Genomic DNA, 22,580 nt, shown 5'->3' on the forward strand with positions numbered 1-22,580 from the left:
CAACCCTGCACGTGGAGAGAACAACAATGTTGAGTTCCTTGAAGTATTCCGTTTTGGCATTGAGCTTGATGGGTGCGACACAGGCCATGGCAGGCCCGGACCTGACGGTCGTGTCCTTTGGCGGCGCGAACAAGGCAGCCCAGGTCAAGGCCTTCTATGCACCGTGGGAAAGCGCGGGCAACGGCAAGATCGTCGCCGGCGAGTACAACGGTGAAATGGCCAAGGTCAAAGCCATGGTCGACACCAAGAGCGTGTCCTGGGACCTGGTAGAAGTGGAGTCGCCGGAGCTGTCCCGTGGCTGCGATGAAGACATGTTCGAACCGCTGGACCCGAAACTGTTCGGCAACACCGCCGACTACGTGAAGGGGGCGATCCAGCCGTGCGGTGTGGGCTTCTTTGTGTGGTCGACCGTGCTGGCCTACAACGCCGACAAACTGGCGTCCGCACCAACCAGCTGGGCGGATTTCTGGGACACCAAGAAATTCCCCGGCAAGCGTGGCCTGCGCAAAGGCGCCAAGTACACCCTGGAATTCGCCTTGATGGCTGACGGTGTGGCGCCGAAGGACGTGTACAAAGTGCTGGCCGGCAAAGATGGCCAGGACCGTGCGTTCAAGAAACTCGACGAACTCAAACCGTCGATCCAGTGGTGGGAAGCCGGCGCACAACCGCCGCAGTACCTGGCCTCGGGTGACGTGGTGATGAGCTCGGCCTACAACGGTCGCATTGCTGCCGTGCAGAAAGAAAGCAACCTGAAAGTGGTATGGAACGGCGGTATCTACGACTTCGATGCCTGGGCCATTCCTAAAGGCCTGGCCAAGGACCGCGCCGAGGCGGCGAAGAAATTCATCGCCTTCTCGGTGCAGCCACAGCAGCAGAAGACCTACTCGGAAAACATCGCCTACGGCCCGGCCAACACCCAAGCCGTGCCGTTGCTGGCCAAGGACGTGCTGAAGGACATGCCGACCACCCCGGAAAACATCGCCAACCAGGTGCAGATCGATGTGAGCTTCTGGGCGGACAACGGCGAGCAACTGGAGCAGCGCTTCAACTCGTGGGCTGCCAAGTAAAACCGCATACCCCTCTGGCGAAACCGCTTCATGTGGGAGCTGGCTTGCCTGCGATGCAGACACCTCGGTACAGCTGATGCACCGAGTTGATGCCATCGCAGGCAAGCCAGCTCCTACAGGGACCGTGTTTACCAAGGTCCCAACCGTAGATTTTCCGGAGTCAGCCATGGCCATCGCCGTTCCCTCGAACGAGGTCAACAGCCCCACCCTCAAGCAGCGCCTGGCGCGTGCCGAGCGGCTCAATCGCTGGAAGGCCCAGGCCTTGATTGCGCCGCTGGTGCTGTTCTTGCTGCTGGTGTTCCTGGTGCCGATCGTGGCGCTGTTGTTCAAGAGCGTCGGCAACCCGGAAGTGGTGGGCGGTTTGCCGCGTACTGTGGTCGCGGTGACCACTTGGGACGGTCGTGGCCTGCCAGGCGAGCCGGTGTACCAGGCCCTCAGTGAGGACCTGGGCGAGGCGCGCAAAAACCAGACCCTGGGCGATTTGTCCAAGCGCCTGAACATGGAGTTGGCCGGCTACCGCAGCCTGCTGACCAAAACCGCACGGGCGCTGCCATTCAGCGAAGCGCCTGCCTCTTATAAAGAAGCGCTGGAAAACCTCGACGAACGCTGGGGCGACCCGGCGTACTGGCAGGCGATCCGGCGCAATACCAGCAACCTGACGCCGTTCTACCTGCTGGCGGCCGTCGATCACCGTATCGACGACCTTGGCGAAGTCGCGCCGGCCACACCCGACCAGGCAATCTACCTGGACATCTTCGCCCGTACGTTCTGGATGGGCCTGGTGATCACCGCCATCTGCCTACTGCTGGCCTATCCCCTGGCCTACCTGTTGGCCAACCTGTCGGCGCGCAAGAGCAACTTGCTGATGATTCTGGTGTTGCTGCCGTTCTGGACCTCGATCCTCGTGCGCGTGGCGGCGTGGATCGTGTTGCTGCAATCCGGCGGCCTGATCAACAGCGCACTGATGGGCATGGGCTTGATCGATAAGCCGCTGGAATTGGTGTTCAACCGTACCGGGGTCTACATCTCTATGGTGCATATCCTGCTGCCGTTCATGATCCTGCCGATCTACAGCGTGATGAAGGGCATCTCGCCCACCTACATGCGTGCGGCCATATCCCTGGGCTGCCACCCGTTCACCAGTTTCTGGCGCGTGTACTTCCCGCAGACCTATGCCGGTGTCGGCGCCGGTTGCCTGCTGGTGTTCATCCTGGCGATTGGTTACTACATCACCCCGGCACTGCTGGGCAGCCCGAACGACCAGATGGTCAGCTATTTCGTGGCGTTCTACACCAACACCAGCATCAACTGGGGCATGGCCACGGCGTTGGGCGGCTTGCTGCTGCTGGCCACCGTGGTGCTGTACCTGATCTACAACCGGCTGGTGGGCGCCAGTCGCCTGCGCCTGAGCTAAGGAGACCTTGCGATGCTGAGCCCTTACATGTCGCCCGTCGAGCGGGTCTGGTTCTACAGCTTGCGGATCCTCTGCGGCTTGATCCTGTTGTTTTTGATCCTGCCGGTGCTGGTGATCATCCCGCTGTCGTTCAACAGCGGCAGTTTCCTGGTGTACCCGCTGCAAGGCTTTTCGCTGCACTGGTACCAGGACTTCTTCGCCTCGGCAGAGTGGATGCGGGCGTTGAAGAACAGCATCATCGTCGCCCCGGCGGCCACAGTGCTGGCCATGGTGTTCGGCACCCTGGCGGCGATCGGCCTGACCCGCGGCAATTTCCCCGGCAAGGCGCTGGTGATGGCGCTGGTGATTTCGCCGATGGTGGTGCCGGTGGTGATCATTGGCGTGGCCAGCTACCTGTTTTTTGCGCCACTGGGCCTGGGTAACAGCTTTTTCTCGTTGATCGTGGTGCATGCGGTGCTGGGCGTGCCGTTCGTGATCATCACCGTGTCGGCCACGTTGCAGGGGTTCAACCAGAACCTGGTGCGGGCGGCCGCCAGTCTCGGTGCTTCGCCACTCACCGCGTTCCGCCGGGTGACGTTGCCGTTGATCGCGCCAGGGGTGATTTCCGGGGCGTTGTTTGCCTTCGCCACGTCGTTCGACGAAGTGGTGGTGACGCTGTTCCTCGCCGGTCCCGAGCAAGCGACCCTGCCACGCCAGATGTTCAGCGGCATCCGCGAAAACCTCAGCCCGACGATTGCGGCGGCGGCGACCTTGTTGATTGCCTTCTCCGTGCTGCTGTTGCTGACCCTGGAATGGCTGCGTGGCCGTAGCGAAAAGCTGCGCACCGCCCAGGTCTGACTCGTCTTTGTAGGAGCCCGGCTTGCCGGCGATGGTGCCCTGAAGATCGCCATCGCCGGCAAGCCGGGCTCCTACAAGGGCGTGGCGACTATTCGAACCATGAATGGCTGACAACGCCAATTCCCGAGCTACTCTTGTGCCAGCCCATTTCCGAATAAGAGGCCGTGCACATGAGTACTTCCTCATTCAAGATCGCCCACAAACTGCTCACCGGCGCTGGCGCCATCGAACAACTGGCCTCCGAGCTCACCCGCCTGGATGTGGATAACCCGCTGATCGTCACCGACGTCGCGCTGGTCAAGTCCGGCACTGTGGCGTTGGCCCTCGAACACCTGGGCGAACGCACCTACGAGATTTTCGACCGCGTATTGCCCGACCCGGAAATCGCCATCGTGGAGGACTGCATGCGCGTCTACCGCGAGGGCGGGCATGATGGGCTGATCGGTGTGGGCGGCGGCAGCGCCATCGACATCGCCAAAAGTGTTGCCGCCTATGCCGGGTATCACGGCGCGCTGGCTGATTTGTTCGGCGTCGACCAGGTGCCGCGCAAGGGCCCGCCGCTGATTGCCATCCCCACCACCGCCGGCACCGGTTCGGAGGTGACCAATGTGGCGATCCTCTCCGACAAGGCCGCGCAGCTGAAAAAAGGCATCGTCAGCGACTACTTGCTGCCGGATGTGGCGCTGATCAGCCCGCAAATGACCCTGACCTGCCCACGCAGCGTCACCGCTGCCAGCGGCGTCGATGCGCTGGTGCATGCCATTGAATCCTACTTGTCGCTGAATGCCTCGCCGATCACCGACGCCCTGGCCATCGGCGCGATCAAGCTGATCGCCAATGCCTTGCCCAAGGCCTACGCCAACCCGGCCAACCTGCAGGCCCGTGATGACATGGCGACCGCCAGCCTGATGGCCGGCATGGCGTTCGGCAATGCCGGGGTCGGCGCGGTGCATGCATTGGCCTATCCACTCGGCGGGCGTTTCAATATCGCCCATGGCGTGAGCAATGCGCTGTTGCTGCCCTACGTGATGCACTGGAACAAGTTGGCCTGTGTGGAGCGCATGCAGGACATTGCGCAGGCCATGGGCGTGAATGTCACCGGCTTGAGCGTCAACGATGCCGCTGACCAGGCAGTGGCGGCGATGACGCGACTGTGCGCCGCCGTCGAGATCCCGGCAGGGCTGCACAGTTTCGGGGTTCCCGAGGACGCGATCCCCGCCATGGCGGTAGAGGCGGCGGGCATTGAGCGGTTGATGCGCAACAATCCGCGCAAGCTCAGCGCGGCCGATATCGAGAAAATCTATCGGGCGGCTTACTAACCGTTGAGTTAGGTCACGGTGCGCGCGGCAAAGCATGAGGTATACAATGCGCGCCATCGTGATTTAGCTCAAAAAAGGTGCGTCATGCAGCCCTTCGTCATTGCTCCATCGATTCTCTCCGCCGACTTCGCCCGCCTGGGTGAGGAAGTGGACAAGGTGTTGGCCGCCGGTGCCGACTTCGTGCACTTCGATGTCATGGACAACCACTACGTGCCCAACCTGACCATCGGCCCGATGGTCTGCGCCGCGTTGCGCAAGTACGGCATCACTGCGCCGATCGATGCGCACCTGATGGTCAGCCCGGTGGATCGCATCATCGGCGACTTCGTTGAAGCCGGCGCGACCTACATCACCTTCCACCCGGAAGCTTCGCTGCACGTCGACCGCACCCTGCAACTGATCCGCGAAGGCGGCTGCAAGGCGGGCCTGGTGTTCAACCCGGCTACCCCGCTGAGCGTGCTTGAGTACGTGATGGACAAGGTCGACATGATCCTGCTCATGAGCGTCAACCCTGGCTTTGGTGGGCAGAAGTTCATCCCCGGCACGCTGAACAAGCTGCGCGAAGCCCGTGCGCTGATCGACGCCTCGGGCCGTGACATTCGCCTGGAAATCGACGGCGGGGTCAACGTCAACAACATCCGCGAAATCGCCGCGGCGGGCGCCGACACCTTCGTGGCCGGCTCGGCGATCTTCAACGCGCCGGACTACCAGGAAGTCATCGACAAGATGCGTGCCGAACTGGCGCTGGCGCGTCCATGAGCGGCTTTGAGCAGCTGTTCCCCGGCAAATTGCCACGGCTGGTGATGTTCGATCTGGACGGTACCTTGATCGACTCGGTGCCCGACCTGGCGGCGGCGGTGGACGAGATGCTGCTCAAGCTGGGGCGCAAGCCGGCCGGGCTCGAGTCTGTACGCGAGTGGGTCGGCAACGGCGTGCAGGTGCTGGTGCGCCGCGCCTTGGCCAACAACATCGATGCCGAAGGCGTGGATGATGTGGAGGCCGAACACGCCCTGGAACTGTTCAACGCTGCCTATGAAGACGGCCACGAACTGACCGTGGTTTACCCGGGCGTGCGCGACACCCTCAAGTGGCTGAGCAAGCAGGGCGTGGAAATGGCCCTGATCACCAACAAGCCGGAACGCTTTGTCGCGCCGCTGCTGGACCAGATGAAAATCGGCCGTTATTTCCGCTGGATCATCGGTGGCGACACCCTGCCGCAGAAAAAACCCGACCCGGCGGCGCTGTTTTTCGTGATGAAAATGGCCAATATCCCGGCGTCGCAGTCGTTGTTTGTCGGCGATTCGCGCAGTGATGTGCAGGCGGCAAAGGCCGCGGGCGTGCAGTGTGTGGCCCTCAGCTACGGCTATAACCATGGCCGGCCGATCGCCGAAGAGTCGCCGGCAATGGTGATTGATGATCTGCGCCTGCTAATCCCCGGTTGCTTGGGAGCTGGCGCTGAGATAACGTTGCCCGATACAGATCCGTCCCCTTCTGGAAATTCCATCGTGGTGGTCACTCGCAAACTCTGGATGAAAGTCATCAAGGCCCTGGCCCGCTGGCGTTGGCGCGCCTGACTGATCCTGGCCGCGCTCTGCGGCACGTTTGCATACCTGACTGTTAGACCCTCAAGCCACGAGGCATATGATGACCCGCGAAGAATTCCTGCGTTTGGCCGCTGCCGGCTATAACCGCATTCCCCTGGCCTGCGAAACCCTGGCCGACTTCGACACGCCGCTGTCGATCTACCTGAAACTGGCCGACGAGCCGAATTCCTACTTGCTGGAATCGGTACAGGGCGGCGAGAAGTGGGGCCGTTACTCGATTATCGGCCTGCCGTGCCGCACAGTGCTGCGGGTACATGACCATCATGTGAGCATTACCCATGATGGCGTCGAGATCGAAAGCCACGATGTAGAAGACCCATTGGCGTTCGTCGAAGCCTTCAAGGCGCGCTATAACGTGCCGACCATTGCAGGGTTGCCGCGCTTCAACGGCGGCCTAGTGGGTTACTTCGGTTACGACTGCGTGCGCTACGTGGAAAAGCGCCTGGGCAAATGCCCGAACCCGGATCCACTTGGTGTACCGGACATCCTGCTGATGGTTTCCGACGCGGTCGTGGTGTTCGACAACCTCGCCGGCAAGATGCACGCGATCGTGCTAGCCGACCCGTCACAGGCTGATGCGTTCGAGCAAGGCCGGGCCAGCCTCGAAGCCCTGCTGGAGAAACTGCGCCAGCCGATCACTCCGCGTCGCGGCCTGGACCTCAGCCGTCCGCCGGCAGCCGACCCGGTGTTCCGCTCCAGCTTTACCCAGGATGACTACGAGCGTGCGGTCGATACCATCAAGGAATACATCCTTGCCGGTGACTGCATGCAGGTGGTGCCGTCGCAACGCATGTCCATCGACTTCAAGGCCGCGCCGATCGATCTGTATCGTGCATTGCGCTGCTTCAACCCGACGCCGTACATGTACTTCTTCAACTTTGGTGACTTCCACGTGGTGGGCAGTTCGCCGGAAGTGCTCGTGCGTGTCGAAGACAACCTGATCACCGTGCGCCCGATCGCCGGTACTCGCCCGCGGGGGGCGACCGAAGAGGCCGACCTGGCGCTGGAAGAAGACCTGCTGAGCGACGACAAGGAAATCGCCGAGCACCTGATGCTCATCGACCTGGGCCGCAACGACACCGGGCGGGTCTCGGAAATCGGTTCGGTGAAGCTCACCGAGAAGATGGTGATCGAGCGTTACTCGAATGTGATGCACATTGTGTCCAACGTCACCGGCGAGCTGAAAGCCGGCTTGACTGCAATGGACGCGCTGCGCGCCATTCTGCCGGCGGGCACCTTGTCGGGTGCGCCGAAGATCCGCGCGATGGAAATCATCGACGAGCTGGAACCGGTCAAGCGCGGTGTCTACGGCGGCGCCGTGGGTTATTTCGCCTGGAACGGCAACATGGACACGGCCATTGCGATCCGCACGGCCGTGATCAAGGACGGGGAGCTGCACGTGCAGGCCGGTGGCGGGATTGTCGCCGACTCGGTGCCGGCCCTCGAATGGGAAGAAACCCTGAACAAGCGCCGCGCGATGTTCCGCGCCGTTGCGCTGGCTGAACAGACCCCCAATTCCTGAGGTTTCCCCCATGTTGCTGATGATTGATAACTACGATTCCTTTACCTACAACGTTGTGCAGTACCTGGGTGAGCTGGGTGCCGAGGTCAAGGTGGTGCGCAACGACGAACTGACCGTGGCCGAGATCGCGGCCTTGAACCCGGAGCGCATCGTGGTTTCGCCAGGCCCGTGCACGCCGACCGAGGCGGGTATCTCCCTGGAAGCGATCAAGTATTTTGCCGGCAAGTTGCCGATCCTGGGTGTGTGCCTGGGCCACCAGTCCATCGGCCAGGCCTTTGGCGGTGACGTGGTGCGCGCGCGCCAGGTGATGCACGGCAAGACCAGCCCGGTGTTCCATAATGACGTGGGCGTGTTTCACGGTCTCAACCTGCCGGTGACGGTGACCCGCTACCACTCGCTGGTGGTCAAGCGCGAAACCCTGCCGGAATGCCTGGAGCTGACCGCCTGGACCCAGCGGGAAGACGGCTCTGTCGACGAGATCATGGGGCTGCGCCACAAGACACTGAATATCGAAGGGGTGCAATTTCACCCCGAGTCGATCCTGACCGAGCAGGGCTACGAGCTGTTCGCCAACTTTCTCAAGCAGAGCGGCGGCACGCGCTAAGGACTTTCCATGGATATCAAGACTGCCCTGAGCCGTATCGTCGGCCACCTGGACCTGAGCACCGCTGAAATGAGCGATGTGATGCGCGAGATCATGACCGGTCAATGCACTGACGCGCAGATCGGCGCGTTCATGATGGCCATGCGCATGAAGAGCGAGAGCATCGACGAGATCGTCGGCGCCGTATCGGTGATGCGCGAGCTGGCGGACAAGGTTGAGCTCAAGACCCTCGACGGCGTGGTCGACGTGGTCGGCACCGGCGGTGACGGTGCGAACATTTTCAACGTCTCGACCGCCTCTTCTTTTGTCGTCGCGGCCGCGGGTTGCACCGTGGCCAAGCACGGTAACCGTGCGGTGTCCGGCAAAAGCGGCAGTGCCGATTTGCTCGAAGCGGCCGGCATCTACCTGAACCTGACGCCGGTTCAAGTGGCGCGCTGCATCGACAGCGTCGGCATCGGTTTTATGTTTGCCCAATCCCATCATGGTGCAATGAAGCACGCCGCCGGCCCGCGCAAGGACCTCGGCCTGCGCACTCTGTTCAACATGCTCGGCCCGCTTACGAATCCGGCCGGTGTGAAACACCAGGTGGTGGGCGTATTCAGCCAGGCCCTGTGCCGGCCATTGGCCGAAGTGCTGCTGCGCCTGGGCAGCAAGCATGTGCTGGTGGTGCATTCCAAGGACGGCCTGGACGAGTTCAGCCTGGCGGCCCCGACCTTCGTGGCGGAGCTGAAGAATGACCAGGTCACCGAATACTGGGTCGAGCCGGAAGATTTGGGCATGAAGAGCCAGAGCCTGCATGGCCTGGCGGTGGAAAGCCCGGCGGCGTCCCTGGAACTGATTCGCGATGCCTTGGGGCGTCGCAAGACCGAGAATGGTCAAAAAGCTGCAGAAATGATTGTTCTGAATGCGGGTGCGGCGCTGTATGCCGCCGATCACGCCTACAGTCTTAAAGAGGGCGTAGCCCTTGCTCATGATGCGTTGCACACCGGGCTCGCACGCGAGAAGCTTGAAGAACTGGGTGCCTTTACTGCGGTGTTCAAGATGGAGAATGAAGGATGAGTGTGCCGACCGTTCTGGAAAAGATCCTGGCTCGCAAGGCCGAAGAAGTCGCCGAACGCCGTGCCCGCGTGAGTCTGGCCGAGCTGGAAGAGCAGGCGAAGATCGCTGATGCGCCGCGTGGCTTTGCCAATGCGCTGATCAAGCAGGCCAAGGAAAAGCAGCCCGCCGTCATTGCTGAAATCAAAAAGGCTTCGCCTAGCAAGGGCGTGATTCGCGAGGTCTTCATTCCTGAAGACATTGCCAAGAGCTATGAGAAGGGCGGGGCGACGTGCCTCTCGGTGCTGACCGATGTCGACTACTTCCAGGGGGCCGACCTGTTCCTGCAGCAGGCACGCGCCGCGTGCAAGTTGCCGGTGATCCGCAAGGATTTCATGATCGACCCATACCAGATCGTCGAAGCTCGTGCCTTGGGTGCCGACTGCGTGCTGCTGATCGTGTCCGCATTGGACGACGTGAAGATGGCCGAGTTGGCGGCCGTGGCCAAAAGCGTCGGCCTGGATGTACTGGTGGAAGTGCACGACGGCGATGAGCTGGACCGCGCACTTAAAACCCTCGACACACCGCTGGTGGGGGTCAACAACCGTAACCTTCACACCTTCGAAGTGAGCCTGGAAAACACCCTCGACCTGCTGCCGCGCATTCCGCGTGACCGTCTGGTGATTACCGAGAGTGGCATCGTCAACCGTGCCGATGTGGAACTGATGGAAATCAGCGGCGTGTATTCGTTCCTGGTGGGCGAGACCTTCATGCGCGCCGAGAACCCAGGGGCGGAGTTGCAGCGCCTGTTCTTCCCGGAACGTGGTGTGGCGGTGAGTGGCTCGACTCTCGACTGACTAAAACGCGGTCAACATCTGGAATGCGGATTTGGATTGAGTTCAGGCGGTGAGGGTTGTATCGATGGTTCAAGCTGTAGCGATGACTGTTGAAGCAGGTCTTGCCGCCGAGCAAGCACTGTTGGCTGCTGTTTGCACCGGTGATCAGGAGTTCGGCCTGCTGTTCTGGCAACCCAACGATCAAGCCCTGGTGATGCCCCGTCGTTTGAGTCGGCTGCCGGCGTTCGAAACCGCCAGCCAGGTCTCGGCGGACGCCGGTTGGCCGGTGTTGCTGCGTGAAACCGGCGGAGAGCCGGTGCCGCAGTCGAGTGCCACGGTCAATATCGCGCTGGTCTATGCGCCGCCGCGTAGCGAAGGCGATCAGAATCGTATCGAAACCGGTTATCAGCGCCTGTGCCAGCCGATTTGCGATTTGCTGATCGAGTTGGGGGGGGATGCCTCCGTCGGTGAAATCGACGGCGCGTTTTGCGACGGTCGCTACAACGTCAACCTCAACGGTCGAAAAATGGTCGGCACTGCCCAGCGCTGGCGCCAAAGTGGTGGCCGTCCGGTGGGGTTGGTGCACGGTGCCTTGTTGCTGGAGAACGATCGCGAGGCATTGATCGCGGCGGTCAATCGGTTCAATGAGGCCTGCGGTCTCGACCAGCGGGTTCGCGCAGACAGCCATATCGCCTTGCACGAAGCTTTCCCTGCACCGGATGCGATCAGCCGGCTGGATACCTTGTACCGTCAAATGCTGGCCAGCTTCCTGCCGGTTTAGCGGGTACCGAATACCACCATCGTCTTGCCTTTGACGTGCACCAGGTTGCGCTCTTCCAGGTCCTTGAGCACGCGACCGACCATCTCCCGTGAACAGCCGACAATGCGCCCGATTTCCTGGCGTGTGACCTTGATCTGCATGCCGTCCGGGTGAGTCATTGCGTCGGGTTGCTTGCACAGATCCAGCAGGCAACGAGCGACGCGACCGGTGACGTCGAAGAATGCCAGGTCGCCGACCTTGCGCGTGGTGTCCCGCAGGCGCTGGGCAATCTGGCCACTCAGGGCGTAGAGAATGTCGGGGTCCTGCTGGGCGAGTTCGCGAAATTTCGCGTAACTGATCTCTGCCACTTCGCACTCGACCTTGGTTCTTACCCAGGCGCTACGCTCCTGCTCTTTGCCGGCTTGTTCAAACAGCCCCAGCTCGCCGAAGAAATCGCCGGTATTGAGGTAGGCAATGATCATTTCGCGACCGTCTTCATCCTCGATCAGGATGGTGACCGAGCCTTTGATGATGAAGAACAGCGTTTCGGAGCGTTCGCCGGCGCAGATGATGTTGTGCTTGGCCGGGTGGCGACGGCGCTGGCAATGCATCAATAGCTTGTCGAGATTCTTGATCTTGGGTATGGGAGTAAGAGCAACCATGGTTGTGTCCCGAAAAGACTGCGCAGGTAGTTGGAGTTGTTTTATGTATCGGTATCGGCATTGATACACGGTGTATAAAGGGTGGCAATGCGCCATCGATTTGGCGCCAGCTTAACAGACACATTCTGTCTCGATTAGCCAAATTTCTGCGTAAACCCTGCTATTGATCGCTTTTGTCGGAAACGCTGACGCAGGCGAGCCCTGTGCTAAGCTGGCGACCCTTTTTTAGCAGTGGAGTCTGGGCGATGAAGGCACGCATCCAATGGGCGGGCGAAGCCATGTTCCTCGGTGAGTCGGGCAGTGGCCATGTAGTGGTCATGGACGGTCCGCCGGAAGCCGGTGGCCGTAACCTGGGTGTACGCCCGATGGAAATGCTCCTGCTTGGTGTGGGCGGTTGCAGCAATTTCGACGTGGTCAGTATCCTGAAAAAGTCCCGCCAGGCCGTGGAAAGCTGCGAAGCCTTCCTGGAAGCCGAGCGCGCCACTGAAGACCCCAAGGTATTCACCAAGATCCACATGCATTTCGTGGTGAAGGGCCGGGCGCTGAAAGAAGCCCAGGTCAAGCGTGCGATCGAGTTGTCGGCTGAGAAGTACTGCTCGGCATCGATCATGCTCGGCGCAGCCGGTGTGGCCATCACCCATGATTACGAAATCATCGAGTTGGGTTGATCGCTCAATCGACAGGCAAAAAGAAGGGCGCTGTGATGGCGCCCTTTCTTTTTGCCTGTCGATTCGAGGCTACTAAATTCGATAGGTGCTTTTAGTCATGACCTTGGCCAAAACACTCATGCCAAATCTCACCGGCGCCGGAAAGCGGAAACCACCAGCATCCAGTGCGCTTTCTGCGTGATGTTCTTCATCGATACGCATCTGCTCAAGAATGGCCCGGGACTTTTCGTCTTCGGCCGGCAGTTGCTCCAGATGTTCGTCCAAGTGCTTGCACACCTGGTGTTCGGTCGCCGCGACAAAACCCAGGCTGACTTTGTCGCTGATCAGGCCGGCAGCGGCGCCAATCCCAAACGATAAACCGTAAAACAGCGGGTTCAGTACGCTGGGATGACTGCCCAGTTGGCGGATGCGTTGCTCGCACCAGGCCAGGTGGTCGACTTCTTCCTCGGCCGCATGTTCCATGGCTGCACGCACCTGGGGCAGCTTGGCGGTCAGCGCCTGGCCCTGGTACAGCGCCTGGGCACAGACTTCGCCAGTATGGTTGATGCGCATCAGGCCGGCGACATGGCGGGTATCGGTCTCGCTCATCTGTGTATCGGGTTGCACGATGGCGGGTGACGGACGATACGGTTGGCCGCTGAACGGCAGCAGCGTGCGCATGGCCATGTCGGCTTGCAGCAACAGACGGTCAATCGGCGAGTAGTGACGTTGGGTAGTCATGCTGACCTCCGGGAAGAATCTCGGCGGCCAGTTTACCGCAAGAGAGGGGGAAGCGTTTGCGCTGAGTCAAGGGCATGGGGTCGCAGCCTGAGGCCTTGACCCTTGTTCTTGGGGGAATCAGCCCGGTGGCCAGTTCATCTGACGCTGACCCAGTACATGCATATGGATGTGATAAACGGTCTGCCCGCCTTTCGGATTGCAGTTCATCACCACTCGGAAGCCTTCCTCGCAGCCTTGCTCCACCGCCAGGCGCTGGGCGGTGAATAAAATATGGCCGGCCAGGGCTTTGTCTTCTTCGGTCAGGTCATTGAGCGTGGGGATATGTTTCTTCGGAATGACCAGGAAATGCACTGGCGCCGCCGGATGGATGTCCTTGAAGGCCAGGACCTGGTCGTCTTCGTAGATGATATCCGCGGGTATTTCTCTGTTGATGATTTTGGTGAACAGAGTATCCACAGCTGTTTCTCCATTATGAATATGCAGGGTGAGTGTACTCAGCCGGTCAGCGCGGGCAATAGGCCTTGTTGATGGCGCCGGCGATCTTGCGGGTCAGCCAGCGTGGGCTGAAGCGCGGGCTAAAGGCGATCCAGCGGTTGCGTCGGCCGGGAATGATGATGGCCTTGTTCTTTTCCAGGGCGCGCACAGTGTAGAGCGCCACTTCCTCGGGGCTCATCAGTTGTTGGCTGCGGTCGAGCTTGGCGGTATCCATTTGCGCAGTGCCGAAGAATGCGGTGCGTGTGGGGCCCGGGCAAAGGACCGAGACCTTGATGCCGCAGGTTTTCAACTCTTCACGCAGGCCTTCGGAGAAGTGCAGTACGTAGGCCTTGCTGGCGTAGTAAGTACTCATCCACGGGCCGGGCTGGAATGCCGCGATGGACGCCACATTGAGAATTTGCCCGCCGCCGTGCAGCGCCATGGTGTTGCCGAGCGCGTGACACATACGGGTCAGGGCTAGGATGTTGACCTCCATGAGGTCCTGTTCGGTCATCCAGTCCTGGGCCAGGAACGGCCCGCTGGTGCCGATGCCGGCACAGTTCACCAGCAGGTCGATCTGCCGCTCACCTTCTTCAAGCTCCAGCAGGAAGCCCGACAAGCGCAGCGGCTCGCCCAGGTCGCAGGCCCGGAACAGCACCTCGACGCCAAAGCGTTGGGTCAATTCGATTGCAATGCTTTCCAACTGATCACGCTGGCGGGCCACCAGAATCAAGCTGCGGCCACGACGGGCCAGTGCTTCGGCCAGGGCCAGGCCGATGCCGCTGGAGGCGCCGGTGATCAGAGCGTAACGGGTCATGCCTTTCTCCATCGCAACACCCCCGGCCTGCGACAGAGGCATCGCAGGCGGGGGGTGTTTCTTTACTGTTCTGGAGAGTCTACAGGTTCGCTCGCTTCGTCAGCACTCTGCGCTTCGTCTTCTTCTACGGTAGCGCTTTGGTCGGCGTCGTCATCGGAGGTGATGGAGCTGCTTTCGTAGCTGCTGTCCATGTTGGCTTCGAGTTGGTTCAGGTAGCCGTTCATGCCCAGGGTCACCACGATGGCGAGCATGACCGGGATAAACGCCAACCACAGCGTGGCCAGGACTTTTACCGCCGTAGAGTTGCGTGGCGGTGGCGCACCGTATTGGTTGGCCCCCGCGTTCCCCGGCAATACCAGCAACAGGATCGGGAAGACGCTGTTCACCAGCGGGACCAGGTTGAGGAAGTACAGCCAGCCGGACCAACCCAAGTCGTGCAGACGTTGCACACCGATCTGTACGCTGACCCAGACAAGCGCAACAAACAAGGCGAGACCCAGCAGCACCCCGAGGATCGTGCCTGCTGTCGGCGATGCGGTAGCCACGGCAAAGCTGACGGTGCTGATGATGCCACCTGCGACGAGCAGCGCAAGAGTCAAGACCAGGGTCCAGGCGAGGTAGCGCAGACGGCCAATACGCCCGTGGATAGTGAAAACCTTGAGGGTGGCGTATTCCGGCAGGTTCTCACCTACCGCAGCACGCGGCGGCGCGTAGGGCGAAGCGGCCGGGCGAGAGAAGTCGGCAGCGCCGGAATCCGTTTCATGGGTTTCGGCGAGGTTGAAGGCCACAGGCTGTTCGGCTTCGATACGTGCATCGACCCCGGCGTTTTTCAGTGCAGTGAGGTAGGTTTCGGCGTCCGGGCGGGACAGGTCACGTTTGAGTGCGACCGTGCGGCCGGAAAAAAGCTTCTCGATGGCCTCGACTTCGCTCTTGAACAGCTCGGCCAGGTTCAGTTTGGCCGTGGTGCTTTCGACACCCGGGAGCAAGGCTCCATCAAACACAATCTTGAAACGGTTGTCGCTCATGCGGGCTTCCTTGTCACTTATTCAGGGGGGAGTGCAGGCCTGCGCAATCGGCAGGCCTTGCGGTTGGGTCAGCGTGGCCAGCGCAGTTGCGCTGCCTGTTCGCGTGCCTTGCGGTATTCTGCATCCAGGCGGGCAACCAGTTCATCGACGCTGGGCAGATCATCAATCTCACCGACACCTTGGCCGGCTGACCATACAGTCTTCCATGCCTTGGCCTCGTCGCTCAATGGCTTGAGCTTGGAGCCAAAGTTGACTTCGCCTTTGCCTTGCAGGGCGGCGAGGTCGAAACCGGCGTTTTCCAGGCTCTGGCGCATGAAGCTGGCGGGCACGCCGGAGACAGCAGGAGTGTGCACGATGTCGGCAGCGCGCGATGTGAGCAGCATCTCTTTATACGCATCCGGGGCATGGCTTTCGGTGGTACCGATAAAGCGCGTGCCGAAATAGGCCAGGTCCGCACCGAGCAACTGGGCAGCGAGAATCTCGTGCCCGTGGTTGAGGCAACCTGCCAGCAGTAGGGTTTTGTCGAAGAACTGGCGGATCTCGGCAATCAGCGAGAATGGGCTCCAGGTGCCAGCATGGCCGCCGGCGCCGGCCGCTACGGCGATCAGGCCATCCACGCCGGCTTCGGCAGCCTTTTCGGCATGGCGGCGGGTGGTGACGTCGTGGAATACCAAGCCACCATAGCTGTGCACGGCATCCACCAACTCCTTGACGGCGCCCAGGCTGGTAATGACGATCGGCACTTTGTGCTCGACGCAGATCGCCAGGTCGGCCTCCAGTCGTGGGTTGCTGTTGTGCACGATCAGGTTGACGGCGTAGGGCGCGGGGTTGTCCAGCTGTGCCAGGCCCGCTTCGATTTCTTCCAGCCAGGCCTTGAACCCGCTGCTTTCGCGTTGGTTAAGCGCCGGGAAACTCCCGACTACCCCGTTGCGGCAGCACGCCAGGACCAGTTGCGGGTTGGAAATCAGAAACATCGGCGCAGCCACGACGGGCAGGCGCAGACGTTGTTCGAGCAGAGCGGGCAGCGACATTGGAGGTACCCCGAGTAATTGAAGTTAGAACGGTTTGACCACGACCAAAATTACGATAGCCAGCAATATCAGAACGGGCACCTCATTGAACCAGCGATAAAAGACATGGCTGCGGGTGTTTTCGCCACGGGCAAAACGTTTTACCTGCGCGCCGCACATATGGTGGTAACCGATGAGGAACACGACCAGTGTCAGCTTGGCATGGATCCAGGCCCCCGACTGAAAGATGCCGGGGTTGAGGGCGATCAGCCAGATACCGAACACCAGGCTGGCAACCATCGCCGGGCCCATGATGCCGCGATACAGCTTGCGTTCCATGACGCTGAAACGCTCTTTGCTGACGGTGTCCTCGCTTTGGGCGTGGTAGACGAACAGGCGCGGAAGGTAGAACAGCCCGGCAAACCAGCAGACGATGCTGACGATGTGGAAGGCTTTGATCCATAGATAGAGCATTTCTAGTTATTCCCAGGTTCACGGTAACTGAAGATAGTAGTGGCTCATGCGCCCGTACGTCACGTTGACGGTTGTCGCAGGACGATACGGCCCCTATTATCGACGGCTTTCCAGTGGGTTCGTTGAGGGCAGGTTTATGGTCAAGGTCGGTATCGTCGGCGGCACGGGTTACACCGGTGTCGAATTGCTGCGTCTGTTGGCTCAGCATCCGCAAGCTGAGGTGGTGGTTATCACCTCCCGATCCGAGGCCGGCCTGGCCGTGGCCGATATGTACCCGAACCTGCGAGGCCATTACGACGGCCTGGCGTTCAGCGTTCCGGACATCAAGACTCTGGGCGCGTGCGACGTGGTGTTCTTCGCCACGCCTCACGGTGTTGCCCATGCATTGGCCGGTGAACTGCTGGCCGCTGGCACCAAGGTGATCGACCTGTCCGCGGACTTCCGTCTGCAGGACGCTGATGAGTGGGCCAAGTGGTATGGCCAGCCTCACGGCGCGCCGGAGCTGTTGGAAGAGGCTGTGTACGGCCTGCCGGAAGTCAATCGTGAGCAGATCAAGCAAGCGCGCCTGATCGCGGTGCCGGGTTGCTATCCAACGGCAACACAGCTGGGTTTCCTGCCATTGCTGGAAGCCGGGTTGGCGGATGCATCGCGGCTGATCGCAGACTGCAAGTCGGGTGTGAGTGGCGCCGGTCGTGGTGCGGCGGTGGGTTCGTTGTACTCCGAGACGTCGGAAAGCATGAAGGCCTACGCGGTAAAAGGGCATCGTCACTTGCCGGAAATCCGCCAGGGCCTGCGTCGTGCAGCCGGTAAAGACGTGGGCCTGACCTTCGTGCCGCACCTGACCCCGATGATCCGCGGCATTCACTCCACGCTCTACGCGACCGTGGTTGACCGTTCGGTAGACCTGCAGGCCCTGTTCGAAAAGCGTTATGCCAACGAACCGTTCGTCGACGTTATGCCGGCCGGCAGTCATCCGGAAACCCGCAGCGTGCGTGGCGCGAACGTGTGCCGGATTGCTGTGCACCGTCCTCAGGATGGCGACCTGGTCGTGGTGTTGTCGGTGATCGATAACCTGGTCAAGGGCGCGTCGGGCCAGGCAGTGCAGAACCTGAACATCCTGTTTGGCCTGGACGAGAAGCTCGGCCTGTCCCACGCGGGCATGCTGCCTTAAGGCTTTCCGTCTGGTGTGCAAAAGGCCCGTTGATCGGGCCTTTTGTGTTTTTAATGGCGGCTGCGTAGATTGATATACCGTAACAATAGTTGACCGCTTTTCTAGGAGAAGCGGATAATACCGGCCATTACGCATATGGCGGCGCTACGCCGGGAGATTATCAGCATGAGCGTTGAATCCTTCACCCCCACGGCTTTGCAATTCACCCACGGTGCTGCGCACAAGGTGAAGAGCCTGGTCGATGAAGAGGGTAATGATCGCTTGAAGCTGCGCGTATTCGTTACGGGCGGCGGTTGTTCAGGGTTTCAGTACGGTTTTACCTTCGATGAAGATGTGGCCGATGATGACACCATCGTTGAGCGCGAAGGCGTAAGCCTGGTCGTGGACCCGATGAGTTTCCAGTACTTGGCAGGTGCCGAGGTGGATTATCAGGAAGGTCTGGAGGGTTCTCGCTTTGTGATCAAGAACCCTAACGCTACGACCACTTGTGGTTGCGGGTCTTCGTTCTCGATCTGATCGATAGCCTGATCCACAGCGAATAAAAAACGCCGCTTGGCTTTGATAGGCCAAGCGGCGTTTTGCTGTCTACGGATTATTGCGGCAGTCAGGCAGGGTAGATAGCGCCCAGTACTCGCAGCCCGTGTGCGCCGGTGACGCTCGGGCGGTTGGCGGCGATGCCTTCGAGGCAGCAATGGGCCAGCCAGGCGAAGGCCATGGCCTCGACCCAGTCGGGATCTACGCCGTAGGTGGCGGTGCTGCTGACGTGAGTCGACGGTAGCAGGGCTGCCAGGCGATTCATCAGGGTAGCGTTGTGCGCGCCACCGCCACACACCAGCAGTGTTTCTGTCTGGGGTTGGGCAGACTGCAGCGATTCGACGATTGTGAGCGCGGTCAGCTCCAGCAGAGTGGCCTGCACATCCTGAGGCTCAAATGCAGGCAGGCGGCCAAGGTGTTGTTGCAGCCATTCCAGGTTGAATACTTCGCGCCCAGTACTCTTGGGGCCCTTCGTCACGAAGAATGGGTCGCTGAGCAGGGCATTGAGTAACGGTGGCTCAATCTTGCCGCTGGCGGCCCACTGACCATCGCGATCAAAGTTTTCGCCGCGTTGTTGATGAATCCACGCGTCCAGCAGGACATTGCCTGGGCCGCAGTCGAAGCCGGCTACAGGTTTGCCAGTCTCGATCAGGCTGAGGTTGCTGAAGCCACCCACATTCAATACCGCACGGTTGCCGGTGTGCTCACCAAACAACGCTTCATGGAAGGCGGGAACCAGCGGCGCGCCCTGGCCACCGGCTGCGACGTCGCGGCTGCGAAAGTCGCTGACCACGGTGATGTTTGTCAGCTCGGTCAGCAAGGCCGGGTTGCCGATCTGCACGGTAAAGCCCCGGGCGGGTTCATGGCGGATGGTCTGGCCATGGCTGCCAATCGCGCGAATGTCCTGGGGCTTGAGGTGTTGCTGATCGAGCAAGGCGTGAATGCCTTGTGCGGCCAGGCTCACCCATTTCTGCTGGGCGATGGCTGAGCGGGCGATTTCATCCGGGCCGCTGGCGCACAGAGCCAGCAGCTCGGTGCGCAGGGTATCTGGCATGGGAATGTAGTGCGTGGCGATCAGCTTGACTGCCGGGTCTTGCTCGATCAGCGCAATGTCCAGGCCATCGAGGCTGGTACCGGACATCACGCCTATATAGAGCGACATGCTTCAGCGCTTCGCCGAAGCCAGCAGGGTGGAGCGCTCTTGATCCATGCGTGCCATCAACGGTTGGCTCTGCTGCATGAAGCGCGCGCGCTCGGCCTTGGCGATCGGGTCAGCCATGGGCAGTTTCTGGCCCAGCGGATCGACGTGTACGCCATTGACCTGGAATTCATAGTGCAAGTGCGGGCCGGTGGAGAGGCCAGTAGTGCCGATATAGCCGATCACCTGACCTTGCTTCACGGTGCCGCCAGTTTGCACGCCCTTGGCGAAGCCTTGCATGTGGCCATACAGCGTACGGTAGGTATTGCCGTGTTGAATGATCACGGTATTGCCGTAACCGCCGCGACGGCCGGCCAGCAGCACTTTGCCATCGCCGGCGGCCTTGATCGGCGTGCCACGCGGGGCGGCGTAGTCGACGCCTTTGTGGGCGCGAATTTTGTTCAGAATTGGATGCTTGCGACCCATGGAAAAACGCGAGCTAATGCGAGCGAAGTCCACCGGCGTGCGGATGAAAGCTTTGCGCATGCTATTGCCATCAGCCGTGTAGTAGCTGCTGTTGCCTTGTTTGTTGGTGTAGCGCACGGCGGTGTAGGTCTTGCCGCGGTTGGTGAAGCGTGCGGAGAGAATATTGCCAGTGCCGACGACTTTGCCGTTGGCGACTTTCTGCTCGTAGATCACGTCGAATTCGTCGCCTTGGCGGATGTCTTGGGCGAAGTCGATGTCGTAGCCGAACACGCTGGCCATGTCCATCGTCATGCTGTGGGACAAGCCGGCGCGGGCTGCCGATTGTGACAACGAGCTGTTGATCACGCCGTGTACATAGGCGGAGCGCATGACCGGTTTGGTGGTGATGCGGTTGAAGGCAAAGCCTTTGGCGCCTTTGGTCAGGGTGATGCTTTCGAGGTCGTTGATATTGCTGTGCAGGTTGTTCAACTGACCGTCAGGCGTCAGTTCGAACTCAAGTTTCTGGCCATGCTTGAGCTGGGTGAATTGCTTGGCTTGCTTATCACTGGCCAGTACTTCATTGACCGTTGCAGCGGGGAGGCCGACTTTCTCGAACAGCGTGGACAGTGTGTCGCCCCTGGCGACGATCACTTCGCGGTGCTGAGGGTTCTTGGCTGCGTCGGCAGCAGGCGCTGGCTGCTCCTGGACTGCTTGCTGGGTATCTTCGGGAGCGCTTTCTATCTGGGCGAACGGCGATTCGGTGGGTGCGTTTGTGGCTTGTTGTGCGTCGGAAGCGTCTTGATCTTGTGTCAGTTGTTCAACTGGACTTTCCAGGTCAAGGCTCAGGGATGTTCGTTTGGCTTCTACGTCACTGGAAGGGAATACCAGGAGTGCCAGGCTGAGAAGGGCGGCGATACCACTTGCGGCGAGCAGGTGGGTCTTCGGGTAAAGCGGCGGCGCTTTAGACGGTTCAGTGGTCATAGGTAATTTTGACTTTGAAGATGAAATGGAAAAGATGAATGACATGATGAAGATGAAATAACTGTATAAAATATAACCAAATCATCTGTGGCGCAAGCTCGCGAATGCGGGGCTTGCTGAACGGTGTCCGTTCGCAGGGCAAAACTTGTAATTAGTCCCTGATCTTGTATGGTTGGTTCCCTTTTGAATCTGAGCCTTGCGGGTCTGTTATGAAGTCGGTTGAAGAGCAGCTAGCGCTGATAAAACGTGGTGCGGAAGAACTGTTGGTCGAGGCCGAGCTGATCGAAAAGCTAAAGCGTGGCCAACCCCTGCGTATTAAGGCTGGCTTTGATCCGACTGCACCGGATCTGCATTTGGGTCATACCGTGCTTATTAATAAGCTGCGTCAGTTCCAGGAACTGGGGCATCAGGTCATCTTCCTTATAGGTGACTTCACCGGGATGATCGGTGATCCGAGCGGCAAGAGCGCCACGCGCCCGCCGCTGACCCGTGAGCAGGTTCTCGATAATGCCGAGACCTACAAGACACAGGTATTCAAGATTCTTGATCCAGCCAAGACTGAGGTGGCGTTCAACTCCACCTGGATGGATCAGATGGGGCCGGCGGACTTCATTCGTCTGACTTCCCAGTACACCGTCGCGCGGATGCTTGAGCGTGACGACTTCGACAAGCGTTACTCGACCAATCAGCCGATCGCCATTCATGAGTTCCTCTATCCGCTGGTCCAGGGCTATGACTCGGTAGCATTGCGTGCGGACGTTGAGCTGGGCGGTACCGACCAGAAGTTCAACCTGTTGATGGGGCGTGAACTGCAGCGTGCGTATGGGCAAGAAGCCCAGTGCATTCTGACCATGCCGTTGTTGGAAGGGTTGGATGGCGTCAAGAAGATGTCCAAGTCCTTGGGCAACTATGTCGGTATCCAGGAAGCGCCGGGTGTGATGTACGGCAAGTTGGTCTCGATTCCTGACGCGCTAATGTGGCGTTACTTCGAGCTGTTGAGCTTCCGCTCGATGGATGAGATCAATGCGCTGCGTGCTGATGTAGAAGCAGGCGCGAATCCGCGTGACGTGAAGATCAAGCTGGCGGAAGAAATTGTTGCGCGCTTCCATGGTGAAGAGGCTGCGGCCAATGCTCACCGTGCTGCGGGCAACCGCATGAAGGATGGCGAGCTGCCGGATGATCTGCCGGAGATCGAGCTGTCTGCGACTGAGGCGATGCCGATTGCCGCCGTGCTTAATAAAACAGGCTTGGTCAAGAACTCGGCGGTCGCGCGTGACCTTCTGAGTTCCGGTGGTGTGCGTGTAGATGGTGAGGTGGTAGATCGCACCTTTATATATGAGCTAGGCGCTACCCATGTTTGCCAGGCGGGGAAGAAGGCATTTGCGCGCATTACGCTCAAATCCGAATAAACCCGAAATAAAGTGTTGACGGCGAATTTTATCT

24 protein-coding genes are annotated in these 22,580 nt (G+C 60.2%); 15 read left to right on the plus strand and 9 right to left on the minus strand.

From position 1 onward, the window contains the following. Nucleotides 1-26: 26 nt before the first annotated feature. From BM70_RS0116595 to BM70_RS0116645, 11 genes are all read left to right on the plus strand, one after another. Nucleotides 27-1,067: an ABC transporter substrate-binding protein gene (locus tag BM70_RS0116595; protein ID WP_010206957.1), complete on the plus strand. Its 1,041-nt coding sequence runs from the start codon at nt 27-29 to the stop codon at nt 1,065-1,067. 166 nt (nt 1,068-1,233) lie between these two features. After that, the gene (locus tag BM70_RS0116600) at nt 1,234-2,481 is read left to right on the plus strand and encodes an ABC transporter permease (protein ID WP_025857053.1); all 1,248 of its coding nucleotides are present in this window, start codon (nt 1,234-1,236) and stop codon (nt 2,479-2,481) included. A gap of 12 nt (nt 2,482-2,493) precedes the next feature. Then, entirely contained in the window at nt 2,494-3,318 is an 825-nt protein-coding gene (locus BM70_RS0116605) for an ABC transporter permease (protein ID WP_025857054.1), read from the plus strand. 170 nt (nt 3,319-3,488) lie between these two features. Next, nucleotides 3,489-4,637 (plus strand): iron-containing alcohol dehydrogenase, encoded by a 1,149-nt coding sequence (locus BM70_RS0116610; RefSeq protein WP_025857055.1) that lies wholly within the window; start codon nt 3,489-3,491, stop codon nt 4,635-4,637. Nucleotides 4,638-4,721: 84 nt separating this feature from the next. Continuing rightward, nucleotides 4,722-5,396: a ribulose-phosphate 3-epimerase gene (gene rpe, locus BM70_RS0116615; RefSeq protein ID WP_025857056.1), complete on the plus strand. Its 675-nt coding sequence runs from the start codon at nt 4,722-4,724 to the stop codon at nt 5,394-5,396. After that, a complete protein-coding gene (locus BM70_RS0116620; protein WP_025857057.1) occupies nt 5,393-6,211 on the plus strand; it encodes a phosphoglycolate phosphatase in 819 nt (272 codons plus the stop codon). The genes rpe and BM70_RS0116620 overlap by 4 nt, the downstream gene beginning before the upstream one ends. 70 nt (nt 6,212-6,281) lie before the next feature. Beyond that, on the plus strand, nt 6,282-7,763 hold the full coding sequence (trpE, locus tag BM70_RS0116625; RefSeq protein ID WP_025857058.1) for an anthranilate synthase component I: 1,482 nt from the start codon (nt 6,282-6,284) through the stop codon (nt 7,761-7,763). A gap of 10 nt (nt 7,764-7,773) precedes the next feature. Then, on the plus strand, nt 7,774-8,367 hold the full coding sequence (locus BM70_RS0116630) for an aminodeoxychorismate/anthranilate synthase component II (RefSeq protein ID WP_025857059.1): 594 nt from the start codon (nt 7,774-7,776) through the stop codon (nt 8,365-8,367). A 9-nt stretch (nt 8,368-8,376) separates the two neighbouring features. After that, nucleotides 8,377-9,426, plus strand: a complete 1,050-nt coding sequence (gene trpD / locus BM70_RS0116635) for an anthranilate phosphoribosyltransferase (RefSeq protein WP_025857060.1) — start codon at nt 8,377-8,379, stop codon at nt 9,424-9,426. Continuing rightward, nucleotides 9,423-10,259, plus strand: a complete 837-nt coding sequence (trpC, locus tag BM70_RS0116640; protein ID WP_025857061.1) for an indole-3-glycerol phosphate synthase TrpC — start codon at nt 9,423-9,425, stop codon at nt 10,257-10,259. The genes trpD and trpC overlap by 4 nt, the downstream gene beginning before the upstream one ends. 64 nt (nt 10,260-10,323) lie before the next feature. Continuing rightward, nucleotides 10,324-11,019: a lipoate--protein ligase family protein gene (locus tag BM70_RS0116645; RefSeq protein WP_025857062.1), complete on the plus strand. Its 696-nt coding sequence runs from the start codon at nt 10,324-10,326 to the stop codon at nt 11,017-11,019. Here BM70_RS0116645 and crp read toward each other — a convergent pair. Beyond that, nucleotides 11,016-11,660: a cAMP-activated global transcriptional regulator CRP gene (gene crp / locus BM70_RS0116650; RefSeq protein WP_025857063.1), complete on the minus strand. Its 645-nt coding sequence runs from the start codon at nt 11,658-11,660 to the stop codon at nt 11,016-11,018. The genes BM70_RS0116645 and crp overlap by 4 nt on opposite strands. Nucleotides 11,661-11,905: 245 nt before the next feature. Between crp and BM70_RS0116655 the strand changes: the two genes are divergently transcribed. After that, complete coding sequence (locus BM70_RS0116655) at nt 11,906-12,328, plus strand: OsmC family protein (protein WP_005792019.1); 423 nt, start codon at nt 11,906-11,908, stop codon at nt 12,326-12,328. Between the two features lie 72 nt (nt 12,329-12,400). On the opposite strand, the gene coq7 is transcribed toward BM70_RS0116655, so the two are convergent. The 6 genes from coq7 to hemJ form a co-directional block, all read right to left on the minus strand. Further along, on the minus strand, nt 12,401-13,048 hold the full coding sequence (gene coq7, locus BM70_RS0116660) for a 2-polyprenyl-3-methyl-6-methoxy-1,4-benzoquinone monooxygenase (protein ID WP_025857064.1): 648 nt from the start codon (nt 13,046-13,048) through the stop codon (nt 12,401-12,403). A gap of 117 nt (nt 13,049-13,165) precedes the next feature. Next, on the minus strand, nt 13,166-13,504 hold the full coding sequence (locus tag BM70_RS0116665) for a histidine triad nucleotide-binding protein (RefSeq protein WP_010206940.1): 339 nt from the start codon (nt 13,502-13,504) through the stop codon (nt 13,166-13,168). Nucleotides 13,505-13,550: 46 nt separating this feature from the next. After that, a complete protein-coding gene (locus BM70_RS0116670; protein ID WP_015886150.1) occupies nt 13,551-14,339 on the minus strand; it encodes an SDR family oxidoreductase in 789 nt (262 codons plus the stop codon). Between the two features lie 62 nt (nt 14,340-14,401). Beyond that, nucleotides 14,402-15,364, minus strand: a complete 963-nt coding sequence (locus BM70_RS0116675) for a DUF805 domain-containing protein (RefSeq protein WP_025857065.1) — start codon at nt 15,362-15,364, stop codon at nt 14,402-14,404. 68 nt (nt 15,365-15,432) lie between these two features. Beyond that, nucleotides 15,433-16,395 carry a nitronate monooxygenase family protein gene (locus BM70_RS0116680; protein WP_025857066.1) on the minus strand — a complete coding sequence of 321 codons (963 nt, stop codon included), beginning with the start codon at nt 16,393-16,395 and terminating at the stop codon, nt 15,433-15,435. Nucleotides 16,396-16,419: 24 nt separating this feature from the next. Beyond that, on the minus strand, nt 16,420-16,848 hold the full coding sequence (hemJ, locus tag BM70_RS0116685; protein ID WP_025857067.1) for a protoporphyrinogen oxidase HemJ: 429 nt from the start codon (nt 16,846-16,848) through the stop codon (nt 16,420-16,422). Nucleotides 16,849-16,984: 136 nt separating this feature from the next. On the opposite strand from hemJ, the gene argC reads away from it, so the two are divergent. Both argC and erpA read left to right on the plus strand, forming a co-directional pair. Next, complete coding sequence (gene argC / locus BM70_RS0116690; RefSeq protein ID WP_025857068.1) at nt 16,985-18,019, plus strand: N-acetyl-gamma-glutamyl-phosphate reductase; 1,035 nt, start codon at nt 16,985-16,987, stop codon at nt 18,017-18,019. 165 nt (nt 18,020-18,184) lie between these two features. Beyond that, nucleotides 18,185-18,535, plus strand: a complete 351-nt coding sequence (gene erpA, locus BM70_RS0116695; protein WP_003176443.1) for an iron-sulfur cluster insertion protein ErpA — start codon at nt 18,185-18,187, stop codon at nt 18,533-18,535. A gap of 88 nt (nt 18,536-18,623) precedes the next feature. Here erpA and BM70_RS0116700 read toward each other — a convergent pair whose 3' ends face one another. Together BM70_RS0116700 and BM70_RS0116705 are read right to left on the minus strand one after the other, a co-directional pair. After that, nucleotides 18,624-19,715: an anhydro-N-acetylmuramic acid kinase gene (locus BM70_RS0116700; RefSeq protein ID WP_025857069.1), complete on the minus strand. Its 1,092-nt coding sequence runs from the start codon at nt 19,713-19,715 to the stop codon at nt 18,624-18,626. A 3-nt stretch (nt 19,716-19,718) separates the two neighbouring features. Beyond that, on the minus strand, nt 19,719-21,137 hold the full coding sequence (locus tag BM70_RS0116705) for a peptidoglycan DD-metalloendopeptidase family protein (protein WP_025857070.1): 1,419 nt from the start codon (nt 21,135-21,137) through the stop codon (nt 19,719-19,721). Nucleotides 21,138-21,346: 209 nt separating this feature from the next. Between BM70_RS0116705 and tyrS the strand changes: the two genes are divergently transcribed. Continuing rightward, the gene (tyrS, locus tag BM70_RS0116710) at nt 21,347-22,546 is read left to right on the plus strand and encodes a tyrosine--tRNA ligase (protein ID WP_025857071.1); all 1,200 of its coding nucleotides are present in this window, start codon (nt 21,347-21,349) and stop codon (nt 22,544-22,546) included. Nucleotides 22,547-22,580 lie beyond the last annotated feature (34 nt).

Source organism: Pseudomonas sp. CHM02 (genome assembly GCF_000612585.1).
In the GTDB taxonomy this organism is placed as follows: Bacteria; Pseudomonadota; Gammaproteobacteria; order Pseudomonadales; family Pseudomonadaceae; genus Aquipseudomonas.